Here is a 14,655-nt window from a genome sequence, read left to right on the forward strand (position 1 = left end):
TCAGTCCTTGAGCGCCTGCGGCGTCAGGCCGAGCCGGCCGGCGATCATCTTGTCGCTCATGCGCCGGGGCAGGACGCCCAGCAGCCATTGGGTGAAGGGCTCGGGCGTGATGACGGTGTTGAGCTTGGGCTCCTTGTCGGTGAGCGCGCGATGGATGGCTTCAGCCACGACCACCGGCGCCAGGCCGTCGCGGCCGCGCTTGAGCATGTAGCTAAGAATGCGCGCCACCGCCGGCGCGAAGTCGGTATCCTTATATTGCTCGGGGTCCAGCTCCTCGGCCTTGTCCCAGATCGGTGTGGCGATAGGGCCCGGATTAATGGCCACCACGTCGATCCCATAGAGCATCAGCTCCCGGCGCAGGCCCTGGGTGAAAGCTTCCAGCGCAAATTTCGAACACGAATAGGGCGTCACCAGCGGCGCGGCGCTGAAACCGGCCACCGAGGAGATATTGACGATCCGCCCCGCCGGGCCCTGATGATCGCGGCGCGCGCCCAGCATCGGCGCAAACGCCTGGGTGACGCGCAGCTGGCCGGTGACATTGATGTCGAGCTGGCGGGTCATCTCTTCGATGGGCAGGTGCAGGAGCGGGCCGGCCACAGCCACCCCGGCATTATTGACCAGCCCCGACAGCGCCGCGCCGTCCAGCGCTTTGGTGACCACTTCGGCGGCCTTGTGCACGCTGGCCATGTCGGTGACATCGATCCTCACCGGCGTGACGGCCTCGCCCAGCGCCCCGGCCACGCGGCGGGCGTCGGCGTCCTTGCGCACGCCGGCGAACACCCGCCAGCCGCGCTCCGAGAGATGTTGCGCCGCCGCATACCCGATGCCGGTGGACGCTCCGGTAATGACAACGCTTTTCGCCCCGCTCATGGTTCAACCCTTCCGGTGATGATCAAGGCCGGGCAGACTGGCGCGCCGCAGGGCGCGCGGTCAATCGGGGGCGGCGTCCATCAACAGGGCGGGGCTGGCCGCCTCGATCTCCGACAGGACGCTTTCGATCACATCGGGATGCTTGCTGATCGTGTGCAGCAGAATGCGGGCGGGGCCATGGGGCGTGCGGCGGCCCTGCTCCCAATTGCGCACGGCGGTCACGTTGAAACCGAATTTCCTGGCGAACTCTGTCTGGGACAATTCCATGCGCGCACGTATCCCGGCCACATCGATAGCGGGCACCTCCACCCAGCCCTCGCGCGTCGGCTTGGCCTTGCCCTCAACGATGGCCAGAGCCTCTTCCAGGCCCTGGATCAGATTCTTTTCATACTCAGACATGGCCTCTTCCTTCATCCGCCCAAAATCCCCTTGCCTGCCAGCAATCCAATCAAGGCCCTCGCGCGCCTGACCATTTTCACGCTCAGGCGTCTCAGCACGCCATGGCGCTCGGCATTGAGGAAAATGACCAGCCCGTAGTCATGGGAGAGCGTGTACATGACGACCAGCTTCATCTCCTTGAAAACATACTGCTAAACTGCCGGTCCAAGCTCGGGTATCGCGGCGCCAATCCCCGGATCGGTGGTGATGAAATCCACCGCTTGGCATACCTGCTCGTCTGAACAGATATGGCGTGCTCTGGCGTAGAAGGTCTGCGTTTCAACAAATCGGCGCTTCACTGCCTGCCGATCCCCACATTAAATCCACCCAAGCCATACGTCAATGGCGCACTACGCCAATGGCGCATATAGCGATCCCTTGCACGCCGCCCCTATCCCACCGCACAGCCCGCATTGACCTTGGCCGGGTGGGGATTAATGTCCTGCCGCACGGGCTGGCGGGGCCGGTTTGCGAGTCGAACCCGCTTCAGAAGGCCAGTCATTTACTGTTGAGTCTACCTGAAAAGGCGGAAATTTCGCCCATGGCGCCCCATCCTTCCCGGCCCCTTTCCCCTCACGTTTCGATCTGGCGATGGCATGCGACCATGGCCTCCTCCATCGCGCACCGCATGAGCGGGGTGGTCAATTATATCGGCGCGATGCTGGTGACCGCCTGGCTGGTGGCGCTGGCCTCAGGGCCGGAGGCCTACGCCATCGTGGAAACGGTGATGGCCGGGCCGCTGGCGACCCTGGTCAAGCTCGCCCTGATCGGGTTCACGCTGTCGCTGGTCTATCACCTGCTCAATGGCGTGCGGCACCTGGCCTGGGATCTGGGGCTGGGGTTCGACCCCAAGGGCTCCAACACCCGCTCCATCCTCATCTTCATCGCCGCGATTGCGATCACGGCGGGCATCTGGGTTCTGGCCGGAGGGCTGATCTGATGAGCGGACTGCGCACCCCTCTCTCGCGCGCCAAGGGCCTGGGCTCGGCGCGCACCGGATCGGGTCATTTCATCGCCCAGCGCGTCTCCGCCGTGGCGCTGATCGTGCTGATCCCGGCCTTTGTATGGATGATCGCGCGCCTGCCTGCGCTGGACTATGACAGCGCGCGCGCCATGATCGCCTCGCCGCTGGGCGCGCTGGTGACGCTGCTGACGCTGACAGCGGCGTTTTATCACATGCGCCTGGGTCTTCAGGTGGTGATCGAGGACTATATCACCAAGCCCGTCACCCGGGCCGCCCTGCTGATAGCAAACACGCTCATCGCGGCCGGCCTGTGGCTGGCGGCGCTGTATGCGGTCCTGGTGATCGCGGCATAGGAGTACTGGCGCCCATGGCGAGCTATAAATGGATTGATCACAGCTTTGACGTGGTGGTGGTGGGCGCAGGCGGGTCCGGCCTGCGCGCGGCGCTTGGCGCGGCCCAGGCCGGGCTGAAGACGGCCTGCATCACCAAGGTCTTCCCCACCCGTTCCCACACCGTGGCCGCCCAGGGCGGCATCTCGGCGAGCCTGGGCAATATGGGCGAGGATGACTGGCGCTGGCACATGTACGACACCGTCAAGGGGTCGGACTGGCTGGGCGACCAGGACGCCATCGAATATCTGTGCCGCGAGGCGCCCGCCGCCGTGTACGAGCTGGAGCACTGGGGCGTGCCGTTTTCGCGCACCGAGGACGGCAAGATCTATCAGCGCGCCTTTGGCGGCATGACCCGCAATTTCGGCGAAGGCCCGGTCCAGCGCACCTGCGCCGCCGCCGACCGCACCGGCCACGCCATATTGCACACGCTCTACGGCCAGTCCCTGCGCCACTCGACCGAGTTCTTCATCGAGTATTTCGCCCTTGACCTGATCATGGACGAAGAGGGCGTGTGCCGGGGCGTGACCGCCTGGAAGCTCGATGACGGCACGCTGCACCGCTTCCGCGCCCAGAAGACGATTCTGGCCACCGGCGGTTATGGCCGGGCGTATTTCTCCGCCACCTCGGCCCATACCTGCACCGGTGACGGCAACGCCATGGTGCTGCGCGCCGGCCTGCCGCTGCAGGACATGGAGTTCGTCCAGTTCCACCCCACCGGGATCTATGGCGCAGGCTGCCTCATCACCGAGGGCGCGCGAGGCGAGGGCGGCTATCTGACCAATTCGGAAGGTGAGCGCTTCATGGAGCGCTACGCGCCCAACGCCAAGGATCTGGCCAGCCGGGACGTGGTCAGCCGGGCCATGACCATGGAGATCCGCGACGGGCGCGGGGTCGGGCCGGACAAGGACCATATCTTCCTGCATCTCGATCATCTGGACCCGAAAATCCTGGCCGAGCGCCTGCCGGGCATTTCCGAAAGCGCCAAGGTGTTCGCCGGCGTGGACGTGACCCGCGCCCCCATTCCGGTGCTGCCGACGGTGCATTACAATATGGGCGGCATCCCCACAAATTATCACGGCGAGGTGCTGACCAAGGCCAAGGGCGACCCCGACACGGTGGTCCCCGGCCTGATGGCGGTGGGCGAGGCGGCCTGCGTGTCGGTGCACGGCGCCAACCGGCTGGGCTCCAACTCGCTGATCGATCTGGTGGTGTTCGGACGGGCCGCGGGCCTGCGCTGTGCGGCCACGGTGGAGGGCGGCGCCAATCAGCCCGACCTCACCGCCAAGGCCGGTGAAGCGACGCTGGAGCGGTTTGACCGGCTGCGCAACGCCAGCGGCGGCACGCCGACGGCGAAGCTGCGCCTGGACATGCAGCGCGCCATGCAGGAAAACTGCGCGGTGTTCCGCACCCAGGAGGTGCTGGACGAGGGCGTGTCGCGCATCGCGGAAGTCCACAAGGGCGCCAGCGATATCGCCATCAATGACCGCTCCATGATCTGGAACACCGATCTGGTCGAGGCGCTGGAGTTCGACAATCTGATCGCCCAGGCCGCCGTGACCGTGAACTCGGCCGCTGCGCGCACTGAAAGCCGCGGCGCACACGCGCGCGAGGACTTCCCCGAGCGCGACGACAAGCAATGGATGAAGCACACGCTGAGCTGGTTTGACGAGGCGACAGGCAAGGTCACGCTGGGCGACCGCCCGGTGCACGAATACACCCTGTCCAACGACATCGCCTATATCGAGCCCAAGGCGCGGGTTTATTAGACGGGAATGTGGTAGACTGGGCGCATGAGCAGCGAACCTGAAAGTCTTGTCCTTGAGTACCTGCGCCGGATCGACCTGCGCCTGGGTAAAGTCGAAGAGCGTCTCGGCAATGTGGTCGAGCGGCTGTCTTCGCTGGAGGACCAGACGGCGGGTTTGCGTCGCGACTTCATGCGTCTGGAACATCGCATCGACGGATTCGAAGGCCGTCTGGACCGGATCGATCGCCGCCTCGATCTAACCAGCGCCTGATCTTCAAGTTCCGACTGCAACAGGACACGACACGCATGGTCCAGCTCACCCTGCCGAACAATTCCAAGGTCAAAAAAGGCAAGACCTGGCCCAAGCCTGAAGGGGCCAACGCCAAGGCGCTGCGCGAGTTCCGGGTATACCGCTATGATCCCGACAGCGGCGAGAACCCGCGCTGGGACACGTATTTCGTGGACATGGACCGGTGCGGCCCGATGGTGCTGGACGCCTTGTTCTTCATCAAGAACGAGATCGATTCCACCCTGGCCTTCCGGCGCTCGTGCCGGGAGGGGATTTGCGGCTCGTGCTCGATGAATATCGCCGGGCGCAACACCATCGCCTGCACCAAGGCCATCGCCGACGACAAGGGCGTGATCACCATCGCGCCCCTGCCCCACCAGCCGGTGATCAAGGACCTGATCCCGGACCTGACCAATTTCTACGCCCAGCTCACCTCCATCCAGCCCTGGCTGCAGACCGAGACGCCCACGCCCCAGGGCGAGTGGCGCCAGAGCCCGCAGGACCGCGAGGAGCTGGACGGGCTGTATGAGTGCATTCTGTGCGCCTCATGCTCCACGGCCTGCCCGTCCTACTGGTGGAATTCCGACAAGTATCTCGGGCCCGCCGCGCTCCTGCAGGCCTATCGCTGGATCGCCGACAGCCGCGACGAGGCCACCGGCGAGCGCCTGGATGCACTGGAAGACCCGTTCAAGCTCTATCGCTGTCACACCATCATGAACTGCGCCCAGGTGTGCCCCAAGGGCCTGAACCCGGCCAAGGCCATCGGCAAAATCAAGGAATTGATGGTCGAGCGCCAGACCTGACCGGCCCGGCGCTCACGCGCCCCGGTTAGGTTTGCGTTTACCTTGCGGGAAGACTCCCCTGCGATCATGGGGTGATGACCGCGCCCGCACGCATATCCGATGACGAGTTCACGCCCGTGACGCCCCGCCCCGGCTGGCTGGCGCAGGCGTCGGCGCGCCTGATGGGCGCGGCCTTGGCGGGCGGCGGCGCGGCGGCGCTCATCGCCATGCTGACCCATCACCCGCTGGACCCCAGCCTCAACGCCGCTACAGGGCGCGCGGTGATGAACTGGCTGGGCGCGCCGGGCGCGGTGACCGCAGACCTGTTGCTGCAGATCACCGGCTGGGCGGGCGCGGCCGCCGCGCTGGGCTTTATCGCCTGGGGGCTGATCCTGATGGCGCGCGGCGCGCGTGGACGCCCGGCGGCGCTGGGCTGGCTGCGCTTTGCCGCCGGGCTGGCGGGCGTGACGGGTTTCGCCATCGCGGTAGCGGCCCTGCCCATGCCGGCCAACTGGCCGTTTGCAGCCGGGCTGGGCGGATTGCTGGGCGACCATGCGCTGGCGGGCCTGGCCGGGCTGATCGCCCTGACCGGCCTGCCCGGGGCGAACCTGATGGCGGCGGGCATGGGGCTTCTGATCGCCGTGGGCGGATTGTTTTTCTGTTTCGGGCTGACCATGGGCGATGTGGCCGCGGCCGGCGACCGGGCGGCGCTGGCCTGGGCGACGGTGCGGGTGTGGGCTGACCAGCTAATCGGCGCAGCCCCGCGCCCCTGGCGGCGCGATGCGCCCGAGGCGCGCCCGGCGCCCGATGGCCGGGCCGAGACCGCGCCGGTCTTCCTGCAACAGGGCCGCGCAGCGCCGGCGGGCCTGAAGACCCGCAAGGCTTCAGCCAGCGAGCCGGACAATGGCCCGCCGGTGAAGATCGCCCCGCGCCGGCGCGCCAAACCGTCTGACCGCGAGGCGCGCGAGGCCCAGGGCGCGCTGGCGTTCGACGAGACCGGCGGGTTCGACCTGCCGCGCCTGGACCTGCTGGCGCCCTCCGCCGCGCGCGCCGACATGGCCGATCCGGACGCCCTGGCCCAGAACGCCGAGCTGCTGGCCGGCGTGCTGGCGGATTTCGGGGTGAAGGGCGAGATCACCGCGGTGCGCCCCGGCCCGGTGGTCACGCTTTACGAGCTGGAGCCCGCGCCGGGGGTGAAGACCAGCCGTGTGATCAATCTGGCCGATGATATCGCCCGCTCCATGGCCGCCCAGGCCTGCCGCATCTCGGTGGTGCCCGGGCGCAACGCCATCGGCATCGAACTGCCCAACCAGCGCCGCGAGACGGTGTTCCTGCGCGCGCTCCTCGCCTCCAAAGGCTTTGAGGACGCCAAGGCCGAGCTGCCGCTGGCGCTGGGCGAGACCATTGGCGGGGAGCCCTACACGGCCGATCTGGCGCGCATGCCGCATCTGTTGATCGCGGGCACCACCGGGTCTGGCAAGTCGGTGGGCATCAACGCCATGATCCTGTCGCTGCTCTACCGGCTGACCCCGGACCAGTGCCGCATGATCATGATCGACCCGAAAATGCTCGAACTGTCGGTCTATGACGGCATTCCCCACTTGCTCTCGCCCGTGGTGACCGACCCGAAAAAGGCGCTGGCGGCGCTCAAATGGACCGTGCGCGAGATGGAGTCGCGCTATCTCAAAATGTCCAAGGTGGGCGTGCGCAATATGAAGGGCTTCAACGAGCGCGCCGCCGAGGCCCGCGCCGCCGGAGAGATGCTCTCGCGCACCGTCCAGACCGGGTTCGACCGCGAGAGCGGCGAGCCGGTCTACGAGACCGAGACCATCGAGCCCGATCCCATGCCCTATATCGTGGTGGTCATCGACGAGATGGCCGACCTGATGATGGTGGCCGGCAAGGATATCGAGGGCGCGGTCCAGCGCCTGGCCCAGATGGCGCGCGCGGCGGGCATCCATCTGATCATGGCGACCCAGCGCCCGTCGGTGGACGTGATCACCGGCACCATCAAGGCCAATTTCCCGACCCGGATTTCCTACCAGGTCACCTCGCGCATCGATTCACGCACCATCCTCAACGAGCAGGGCGCCGAGCAGCTCCTGGGCCAGGGCGATCTTCTGTTCATGGCCGGCGGCGGGCGCATACGCCGCCTGCACGGCCCGTTCGTCTCCGACCGCGAGGTCGAGCAGGTCGCCGCCTGGCTGAAAGAGCAGGGCGCGCCGGACTATCTCGACGCGGTCACCGATGATCACGACGAGGACGGCGGCGAGGCCGGCCTGTTCGGCGGCGGCGAGGGCTCGGGCGATGATCTGTTCGATCAGGCCGTGGCCGTGGTGGCGCGCGACCGCAAGGCTTCCACCAGCTATATCCAGCGCCGCCTGCAGATCGGCTATAACCGCGCCGCCTCGCTGGTCGAACGCATGGAGGACGAGGGCATGATCGGCCCCGCCGACCATACCGGCAAGCGCGAGATCTTCCTGCCCGAACGCGAGGATGTGTGAGGTCCGCCTGAACCGCTCCGGCCCGCCTTGCGTATAGCAAGGCGATAGTCAGCCAAGAGCGGAGCGCGATGATGACCCTGGTGCGTGTGTTGAGCCTTGCAGGCGGCGTGGCGCTGCTGGCGCTGATTGTGTGGGCGGCCATGACCGCCGGTCAGTCGTTTGGCGAGGCTGTCGCCTGGCTGGTTTCCGGTCCGTGGGGCGTGGTCAGCCTGGCTGATCTGTATCTGGGCTTCTTCTTCATCGGCGTGCTGATCTGGCTGCTGGAGCCGAGCAAGCCCATCGCGCTTCTGTTCATCCTGCCCCTGCCCTTTCTGGGCAATGTGTGGGCGGCGGTGTGGATGGCCTGGCGCCTCGCCCACGTGATCGGCGCGCGCCGGAGCGCCCCGGCGCAGTAGCTGAGCATATTCGCGAATGACAGGGCGGGCGCGCGGGTTTAACTCCGCGCCCATGGCCCGGTCCCGCTCCGCTCCTGAAACGCCGCCCCCGCCGCCCGAGCCGTCGGGCCGGATGGAGCCGTTGCGGGCGGGGATGACGGCGCTGGCCGGTTATGCGGTCTGGGGCCTGTCTCCGATCTTCTACAAGCTCCTGGCGTTCGCCAGCGCCGCCGAGATCGTGCTGCACCGGGCGGTGTGGTCGGTCCCCGCCCTTCTGATCCTGCTCTGGATGGCGCGGCGCATCGGCCCGGCCCTGGCGGTGCTGAAAGACCGGCGCGCGCTGATGCTGCTGGGCTTCACCGCCCTGGTGATCGGGTCGAACTGGTGGCTGTTCATCTTCGCCGTCAATGACGGGCGGGTGCTGGAAGTGTCGCTGGGCTATTTCATCAATCCGCTGATGAATGTGGCCGTGGGCGTGTTCATCGCCCATGAGCGCTTCGGACGCTGGCGGGCGGTGGCGGTGGGGCTGGCGGCCCTGGGCGTCGCCAACCAGATCATCACCGTGGGCGAATTGCCCCTGATCGCGCTGGTGCTGGCGGGCACGTTCACCGTCTATGGCTATGTCAGGAAGACCATCGCGGTGGACGGGCGTATCGGCCTGTTCTGGGAAACCGCGCTCCTGGCCATACCGTCCGCATTCGCGCTGATCTGGCTGGAAGCGGGCGGCGGGAGCGGGCATTTCTTCACCGGGCCGCAGGCTGCGCTCCTCTTGATCCTGACCGGTCCCATGACCGTGGCGCCGCTGCTGCTATTCATCCTGGGCGCGCGCGGGGTGAGTTTCGCCACGCTCGGCCTGTTGCAGTTTCTCGCCCCGACCCTGCAATTCATCGTGGCTCTGGCCTATGGCGAGACCTTCACGCTGGGTCATCTGGTCACCTTCGCCCTGATCTGGTCAGGGCTGGCGGTGTTCGCCCTCGATCTCCTACACTCCAGCCGCAAGACGCCGCCAGGATGAGATGATGCCCGCTGACGCGCCCATACCCCCCGCCCGCCGCATACGCGCGGGCGATATCACACTGAGCGTCCATGAGGCCGGGCCTCAGGACGGCCTGCCGGTCCTCCTGCTTCATGGCTGGCCGGATCTGGCGCTGAGCTGGGCGGCGCAGATGCGTGACTTGAGCCAGGCCGGCTTCCGGGTGATCGCGCCCGATTTGCGCGGGTTTGGCGGCTCGGACGCGCCTCATGATATCGCCGCCTATGGCATAGACGCGATGTGCGCGGATATCGAAAACCTGCTGGATGCGCTGGGGATCGAGCGCGCCGTGATCGCCGGGCATGACTGGGGCGGCATCATCATGTGGCAGGCCGCCTGCCTGATCGCGCACCGCTTTCTGGGCGCCATCGGGGTCAACACGCCTCATTTGCCGCGCAGCTCCACCCCGCCGCTGGAGGTGTTCCGCGAGCAGGGCGGCGAGGAGCACTATATCGTGCGCTTCCAGGACGAGGCCGCCGATGAGCTGTTCGCCGGCCGTGAGGATGATTTCTTCGCCTTCTCCTTCGCCCCGCCTCCGCCCAGCGGGGATATGGCCAAGCTGCCCGCCTCCATGACCCATCTGCCGCTCCGGTTTGACCGGTTTGTCGCGCGCGGCGGACTGAAATCGGAAGAGGATTGCGTCATCGGCCCGGACCTCAGGGCGCAATACGCCCAGGCCTATCGCCGGTCGGGCTTTCGCGGCGGGCTCAATCTCTACCGTAATTTCAACGCCAACTGGGCGCGCATGGGCGGGGTGGATCACCGCCTGTCCATGCCCTGCCTGATGATCTCGGCGGAGTGTGATTTCATGCTGCCGCCCAAACTCACCGCCTGGATGCCCGCCCTGTGCGCTGATCTCGAACGCCATGTGATCGAGGATATCGGCCACTGGACCATGGCCGAGGCGCCTGAAACCCTGAGCGCGCTCATGCTGGACTGGCTTCAGCGCCGGTTCATAAAGGCGCAGGCAGGCTGACGCCGGCATTTAGAGATAAGGGGCTGATGAGATGAACCGCCGTGAGATGATCGCCGCCAGCATGGCGGCCGCCGCCTGCTTCACCCTTGCACCCGCCGCCCGCGCCCAGAGCGCCGCCGGCCCCGCCGTGCGCGAGATGCTGACCAGCGCTGCGCGCCTGTCCACAACGCGCCTGGGCGCAAGGGACGGGTTCTTCGGCGACAGCCTGGTGCGCATCCCCTTGCCGGGAACCCTGCGCAGCGCCCAGCAGCGCCTGCGCCCGGCGGGCCTGTCAGGACCGCTCGATGATGTGGAGCTGCGCATGAACAGGGCGGCGGAAGCAGCCATGCCCGCGGCGCGCGATTTGTTCGTCAACGCCATCCGCACCCTGACCATCGAGGACGCAGCCGGCATTGTGCGCGGTGGAGACACGGCAGCCACGCAATACCTGCGCGGCCGCACCGCGGCGCCCCTGACCGGTCTGATGCGACCGCCCATGGAGCGCACGCTGAGCGAATCGGGCGCCTATTCGGCGGTGGACGCCGCCTCCAACCTGGTCACGGCGCGATCCGGTCTGGGCAGGCTGTTCGGCTCTCGCGCGCCGGCGGCGAACTTGCGCGATCAGGTCACCGACTTCGCCGTGGAGAAGGCGCTGGACGGCGTGTTCCACTATATCGGCGTGGAAGAGCGCGCCATCCGCCGCGATCCGCTGCGCCAGGGCGCCTCGCTGCTGGGCCGGATCATGGGCGGCTAGGCTGGACCCCCCGCCTGGGCTGTGCCAGTTTCCGGGCTCCCCCCTTCATTTCCCCAACTGACGAGCGCGTGACGTGACATCCAGGCCCGATCCGCAGAGCGAAGCTGCGCCCAAGCGCGGCGCCTTCACCCGGTTTCTCGATGCGGTGGAGTGGCTGGGCAATCTCCTGCCCCATCCGGTGACTCTGTTTGCGATCCTGGCCGGCCTGATGATCCTGGCCTCAGGATTTTTCGGCGGCTTTTTGCAGGTCGCGGTGGAAGACCCGCGCCCCGAAGGCGCGGCGGGCCGGACTGCGGACGGCATGATCCGCGCGGTCAGCCTGATGAATGAGGACGGCTTCCGGCGCATCTTCACCAGCCTGACCACCAATTTCACCAGCTTCGCCCCGCTCGGCGTGGTGCTGGTGGCCATGCTGGGCGTGGGCGTGGCGGAAAAATCCGGCCTGCTGTCCGCCGCCGTGCGCTCCATCGTGCTGGGCGCCAACCGGCATACCGTCACCGTGGCGGTGGTGTTCGCCGGCGTCCTGTCCAATACCGCCTCTGAAATGGGCTATGTGGTGCTGGTGCCGCTGGCGGGCGCGGTGTTCTACGCGCTGGGCCGCCATCCGCTGGCGGGCATGGCGGCGGCGTTCGCGGGCACGTCGGGCGGCTATAGCGCCAATCTGCTGATCGGCACCATCGATCCCCTGCTGGCGGGCATCACCACCGAGGCGGCCCAGCTGATCGATCCTGAATATGTGGTTTCGGCGCCGGCCAATTACTTCTTCATGGTGGCTTCCACCTTCATGATCACCGCGATCGGCTCGCTGGTGACCATCTTCATCGTCGAGCCCAAGCTCGGCCCCTATGATTCCAGCCGCGCCGATCCGTCCGTCTTTGACGACAACATGATGCAGCCGGTCTCCAGCCCGGAGAAGAAGGGCCTGATGTGGGCGGGGATCGCCTCGCTGGGCGTGTTCGCGGCCATGGCCTGGACGCTGATGGGAGATGAGCTGTCGCTGAGCTTGCCGTTTATCGGCACGCTGTTCTCGGTCAACATTCCCGACTGGCTGCCCGGCTGGGGCGCTTTGCGCAATCCCGAGACCGGCGAAATTTTCAGGCAGGCGCCCTTTTTTACAGGCTTTGTGACCTGGATCTTCCTGTTCTTCCTGATCGTGGGCTTCGCCTATGGCCGGGCGGCGGGCACCATGAAGACCGACCGTGACGTGATTGACGGCATGGCCTCGGCCATTTCGACGCTGGGCCTGTATATCGTGCTGGTCTTCTTCGCCGCCCAGTTCGTGGCCTTTTTCGGCTGGTCCAATCTGGGCGCCATCACCGCGGTCACCGGCGCGCAATTCCTGATCGACACCGGGCTCACCGGCCCGGCCATCTTCATCGGCTTCATCCTGATGTGCTGCTTTGTGAACCTGATGCTGGGCTCGGCCAGCGCGCAATGGGCGGTGACCGCGCCCATTTTCGTGCCCATGCTGATGCTGGTGGGCTATTCGCCCGAGGTGATCCAGGCCGCCTACCGGATCGGGGATTCATCGACCAATATCATCACCCCGATGATGAGCTATTTCGGCCTGATCCTGGCGTGGATGACGCGCTATGACAAAAAGCTGGGGATCGGCACGGTCATCGCGATGATGCTGCCCTATTCCATGGCCTTCCTGATCAGCTGGATCGCGCTGTTCTTCCTGTGGACCTTCGCCCTGGGCCTGGAGGTGGGGCCGGGCTCCCCCACCTTCTATCCCGCAAGCTGAACGTGACAACGCCGCCCGGCCTGACGGCCGGGCGGCGTTGAAAGCGTCTCACGCGCCTGGGCTGGCGCGCAGATCAGATCATCAGGCCAGGGATTTCAGATCGCTGACCAGATCGGTCTTCTCCCAGGAGAAGCCGCCATCAGCGTCCGGCGTGCGCCCGAAATGGCCATAGGCCGCGGTGCGCGCATAGATGGCCTTGTTCAGGCCCAGATGGGTGCGGATGCCGCGCGGGGAGAGATTGACCATCTCCGGCAAGCGCTTTTCCAGCACCGCCTCGTCAATCCGCCCCGTGCCGTGCAGGTCCACATAGACCGAGAGCGGCTTGGCCACGCCGATGGCGTAGGAGAGCTGTATGGTGCATTTGCGCGCCAGCCCTGCGGCCACCACGTTCTTGGCCAGATAGCGCGCCACATAGGCCGCCGAGCGGTCCACTTTCGTGGGATCCTTGCCCGAGAACGCGCCGCCGCCATGGGGCGCGGCGCCGCCATAGGTGTCGACGATGATCTTGCGGCCGGTCAGGCCGGCGTCCCCGTCGGGTCCGCCGATGACGAACTTGCCGGTGGGATTGACGTAGAACTCGTCCTCGGGCGGGAACCAGCCCTCGGGCAGGACCTGTTTGACGATGGGGCGCACCAGCTCGCGGATATCCTCCAGCGAGACGCCGTCCTTGTGCTGGGTGGAGACCACCACGCTGGTCACGGCCACGGGACGGCCGTTCTCATAGCGCAGCGTCACCTGGGACTTGGCGTCCGGCTCGAACTCGGGCCGCTCGCCGGTTTTGCGCAAGCGCGCCATCTCCTTGAGGATCTGGTGAGAATAGGTGATCGGCGCGGGCATCAGCTCGGGCGTCTCGTCGCAGGCATAGCCGAACATGATGCCCTGATCGCCCGCACCCTCTTCCTTGAAAGCGCCCGCGCCCTCGTCCACGCCCTGGGCGATGTCGGCGGACTGTTCATGCAGGTGATTGGAGAAGTGAGCGGTTTCCCAGTGGAAGCCGTCCTGCTCATAGCCGATATCGCGCACCGCTGCGCGCGCGGCGGCTTCGATCTCTTCGGGCGCCACGTCAGCAGCGCAGCGGATTTCACCGGCCAGCACGATGCGGTTGGTGGTGGTCAGCGTTTCGCACGCCACCCGGGCCACCGGGTCCCGCGACAGCAACAGGTCCACGACCGTGTCGGAAATGCGGTCGCACACCTTGTCCGGGTGGCCTTCGGAAACGCTTTCGCTGGTGAAGAGATAGGAAGTTCGGGCCACGCTGCATGCTCCATATAAAGATTGCTTTATATGGAGCGCTTAAAGCCCATCCCCGCCCCAATTGCAAGACGGTTGGACGCCCCGGCCAGGGCGTCCGGGGACCGGGTTGCAGGCTCAGACCTCGGCGGTCTCGGCGGCGGCGGCTTCTGCTTCTTCGGCGGCCAGGGTGCGCACCAGCTCCAGAATGCGCCGGCGCACCTTGCCGTCCTTGATGCGGGCGAAGGCCTGGGCCAGCGCCACGCCATCGGCGGACTGGATGAAATCATCCACGATCGGGGTCTGGTCGCCTTCCGAGAAGCCCGGTTGCGTCATGGATTCCGAGACGCCCTCGTAGAAGAAGGACACCGGCACATCGAGCACGCGGCCCATCAGCCAGAGCCGTCCCGCGCCGACCCGGTTGGTGCCGCGCTCGTATTTCTGCACCTGCTGGAAGGTCACGCCCAGCTCATCACCCAGTTTTTCCTGGCTCATATTGAGCAGCTGACGGCGCAGACGGATGCGAGAGCCGACATGACGGTCTACGGCGTTCGGGCCACGGGGATTTACGCTCATTTT

Annotated in this window: 16 protein-coding genes; 11 read left to right on the top strand and 5 right to left on the bottom strand. The window is 66.5% G+C overall.

Going from position 1 to position 14,655, the window contains the following annotated elements; all coding sequences use genetic code 11:
- Genes F1654_RS06570 through F1654_RS13875 form a run of 3 tightly spaced genes read right to left on the bottom strand, consistent with a single transcriptional unit; the run spans position 1 to position 1,442 of the window.
- Positions 1–870, bottom strand: coding sequence for an SDR family NAD(P)-dependent oxidoreductase (locus tag F1654_RS06570; protein ID WP_150022733.1), 870 nt, complete (start codon positions 868–870; stop codon positions 1–3).
- A gap of 60 nt (positions 871–930) precedes the next feature.
- A complete protein-coding gene (locus tag F1654_RS06575; RefSeq protein WP_150022734.1) occupies positions 931–1,269 on the bottom strand; it encodes a helix-turn-helix domain-containing protein in 339 nt (112 codons plus the stop codon).
- A gap of 11 nt (positions 1,270–1,280) precedes the next feature.
- Positions 1,281–1,442, bottom strand: coding sequence for a hypothetical protein (locus F1654_RS13875; protein WP_199200490.1), 162 nt, complete (start codon positions 1,440–1,442; stop codon positions 1,281–1,283).
- A 407-nt stretch (positions 1,443–1,849) separates the two neighbouring features.
- Between F1654_RS13875 and sdhC the strand changes: the two genes are divergently transcribed.
- The 11 genes from sdhC to F1654_RS06630 all read left to right on the top strand — a co-directional run bounded on the left by sdhC (position 1,850) and on the right by F1654_RS06630 (position 12,846).
- A complete protein-coding gene (sdhC, locus tag F1654_RS06580; RefSeq protein ID WP_150022735.1) occupies positions 1,850–2,248 on the top strand; it encodes a succinate dehydrogenase, cytochrome b556 subunit in 399 nt (132 codons plus the stop codon).
- On the top strand, positions 2,248–2,625 hold the full coding sequence (sdhD, locus tag F1654_RS06585) for a succinate dehydrogenase, hydrophobic membrane anchor protein (RefSeq protein ID WP_199200491.1): 378 nt from the start codon (positions 2,248–2,250) through the stop codon (positions 2,623–2,625). The genes sdhC and sdhD overlap by 1 nt, the downstream gene beginning before the upstream one ends.
- A 14-nt stretch (positions 2,626–2,639) precedes the next feature.
- Positions 2,640–4,430: a succinate dehydrogenase flavoprotein subunit gene (gene sdhA, locus F1654_RS06590; RefSeq protein WP_150022736.1), complete on the top strand. Its 1,791-nt coding sequence runs from the start codon at positions 2,640–2,642 to the stop codon at positions 4,428–4,430.
- Positions 4,431–4,454: 24 nt separating this feature from the next.
- Entirely contained in the window at positions 4,455–4,679 is a 225-nt protein-coding gene (locus F1654_RS06595) for a hypothetical protein (RefSeq protein WP_150022737.1), read from the top strand.
- Between the two features lie 35 nt (positions 4,680–4,714).
- Positions 4,715–5,500, top strand: a complete 786-nt coding sequence (locus F1654_RS06600; RefSeq protein WP_150022738.1) for a succinate dehydrogenase iron-sulfur subunit — start codon at positions 4,715–4,717, stop codon at positions 5,498–5,500.
- Positions 5,501–5,574: 74 nt separating this feature from the next.
- Positions 5,575–7,983 carry an FtsK/SpoIIIE family DNA translocase gene (locus tag F1654_RS06605; protein ID WP_150022739.1) on the top strand — a complete coding sequence of 803 codons (2,409 nt, stop codon included), beginning with the start codon at positions 5,575–5,577 and terminating at the stop codon, positions 7,981–7,983.
- Between the two features lie 71 nt (positions 7,984–8,054).
- Complete coding sequence (locus F1654_RS06610; protein ID WP_150022740.1) at positions 8,055–8,378, top strand: hypothetical protein; 324 nt, start codon at positions 8,055–8,057, stop codon at positions 8,376–8,378.
- 52 nt (positions 8,379–8,430) lie between these two features.
- Positions 8,431–9,372: an EamA family transporter RarD gene (gene rarD / locus F1654_RS06615; protein WP_150022741.1), complete on the top strand. Its 942-nt coding sequence runs from the start codon at positions 8,431–8,433 to the stop codon at positions 9,370–9,372.
- A gap of 4 nt (positions 9,373–9,376) precedes the next feature.
- Positions 9,377–10,366: an alpha/beta fold hydrolase gene (locus F1654_RS06620; RefSeq protein WP_233205175.1), complete on the top strand. Its 990-nt coding sequence runs from the start codon at positions 9,377–9,379 to the stop codon at positions 10,364–10,366.
- Positions 10,367–10,397: 31 nt separating this feature from the next.
- Positions 10,398–11,099 (top strand): DUF4197 domain-containing protein, encoded by a 702-nt coding sequence (locus F1654_RS06625; RefSeq protein ID WP_150022742.1) that lies wholly within the window; start codon positions 10,398–10,400, stop codon positions 11,097–11,099.
- A gap of 73 nt (positions 11,100–11,172) precedes the next feature.
- Complete coding sequence (locus tag F1654_RS06630) at positions 11,173–12,846, top strand: AbgT family transporter (RefSeq protein ID WP_150022743.1); 1,674 nt, start codon at positions 11,173–11,175, stop codon at positions 12,844–12,846.
- Between the two features lie 81 nt (positions 12,847–12,927).
- Here the strand turns inward: F1654_RS06630 and metK are convergent, their stop codons facing one another.
- Positions 12,928–14,100 (bottom strand): methionine adenosyltransferase, encoded by a 1,173-nt coding sequence (gene metK, locus F1654_RS06635; RefSeq protein WP_150022744.1) that lies wholly within the window; start codon positions 14,098–14,100, stop codon positions 12,928–12,930.
- 114 nt (positions 14,101–14,214) lie between these two features.
- The gene (locus tag F1654_RS06640) at positions 14,215–14,652 is read right to left on the bottom strand and encodes a helix-turn-helix domain-containing protein (protein WP_150022745.1); all 438 of its coding nucleotides are present in this window, start codon (positions 14,650–14,652) and stop codon (positions 14,215–14,217) included.
- Between the last annotated feature and the right edge of the window lie 3 nt (positions 14,653–14,655).

Origin of the sequence: Alkalicaulis satelles (assembly GCF_008630495.1) — a bacterium.
In the GTDB taxonomy this organism is placed as follows: Bacteria; Pseudomonadota; Alphaproteobacteria; order Caulobacterales; family Maricaulaceae; genus Oceanicaulis; species Oceanicaulis satelles.

Bases quoted from the DNA above. Each gene is read 5' to 3' on its own strand.
- F1654_RS06570 (WP_150022733.1), bottom strand. From the start codon at position 870: ATGAGCGGGGCGAAAAGCGTTGTCATTACCGGAGCGTCCACCGGCATC.
- F1654_RS06575 (WP_150022734.1), bottom strand. From the start codon at position 1,269: ATGTCTGAGTATGAAAAGAATCTGATCCAGGGCCTGGAAGAGGCTCTG.
- F1654_RS13875 (WP_199200490.1), bottom strand. From the start codon at position 1,442: ATGAAGCTGGTCGTCATGTACACGCTCTCCCATGACTACGGGCTGGTC.
- sdhC (WP_150022735.1), top strand. From the start codon at position 1,850: ATGGCGCCCCATCCTTCCCGGCCCCTTTCCCCTCACGTTTCGATCTGG.
- sdhD (WP_199200491.1), top strand. From the start codon at position 2,248: ATGAGCGGACTGCGCACCCCTCTCTCGCGCGCCAAGGGCCTGGGCTCG.
- sdhA (WP_150022736.1), top strand. From the start codon at position 2,640: ATGGCGAGCTATAAATGGATTGATCACAGCTTTGACGTGGTGGTGGTG.
- F1654_RS06595 (WP_150022737.1), top strand. From the start codon at position 4,455: ATGAGCAGCGAACCTGAAAGTCTTGTCCTTGAGTACCTGCGCCGGATC.
- F1654_RS06600 (WP_150022738.1), top strand. From the start codon at position 4,715: ATGGTCCAGCTCACCCTGCCGAACAATTCCAAGGTCAAAAAAGGCAAG.
- F1654_RS06605 (WP_150022739.1), top strand. From the start codon at position 5,575: ATGACCGCGCCCGCACGCATATCCGATGACGAGTTCACGCCCGTGACG.
- F1654_RS06610 (WP_150022740.1), top strand. From the start codon at position 8,055: ATGACCCTGGTGCGTGTGTTGAGCCTTGCAGGCGGCGTGGCGCTGCTG.
- rarD (WP_150022741.1), top strand. From the start codon at position 8,431: ATGGCCCGGTCCCGCTCCGCTCCTGAAACGCCGCCCCCGCCGCCCGAG.
- F1654_RS06620 (WP_233205175.1), top strand. From the start codon at position 9,377: ATGCCCGCTGACGCGCCCATACCCCCCGCCCGCCGCATACGCGCGGGC.
- F1654_RS06625 (WP_150022742.1), top strand. From the start codon at position 10,398: ATGAACCGCCGTGAGATGATCGCCGCCAGCATGGCGGCCGCCGCCTGC.
- F1654_RS06640 (WP_150022745.1), bottom strand. From the start codon at position 14,652: ATGAGCGTAAATCCCCGTGGCCCGAACGCCGTAGACCGTCATGTCGGC.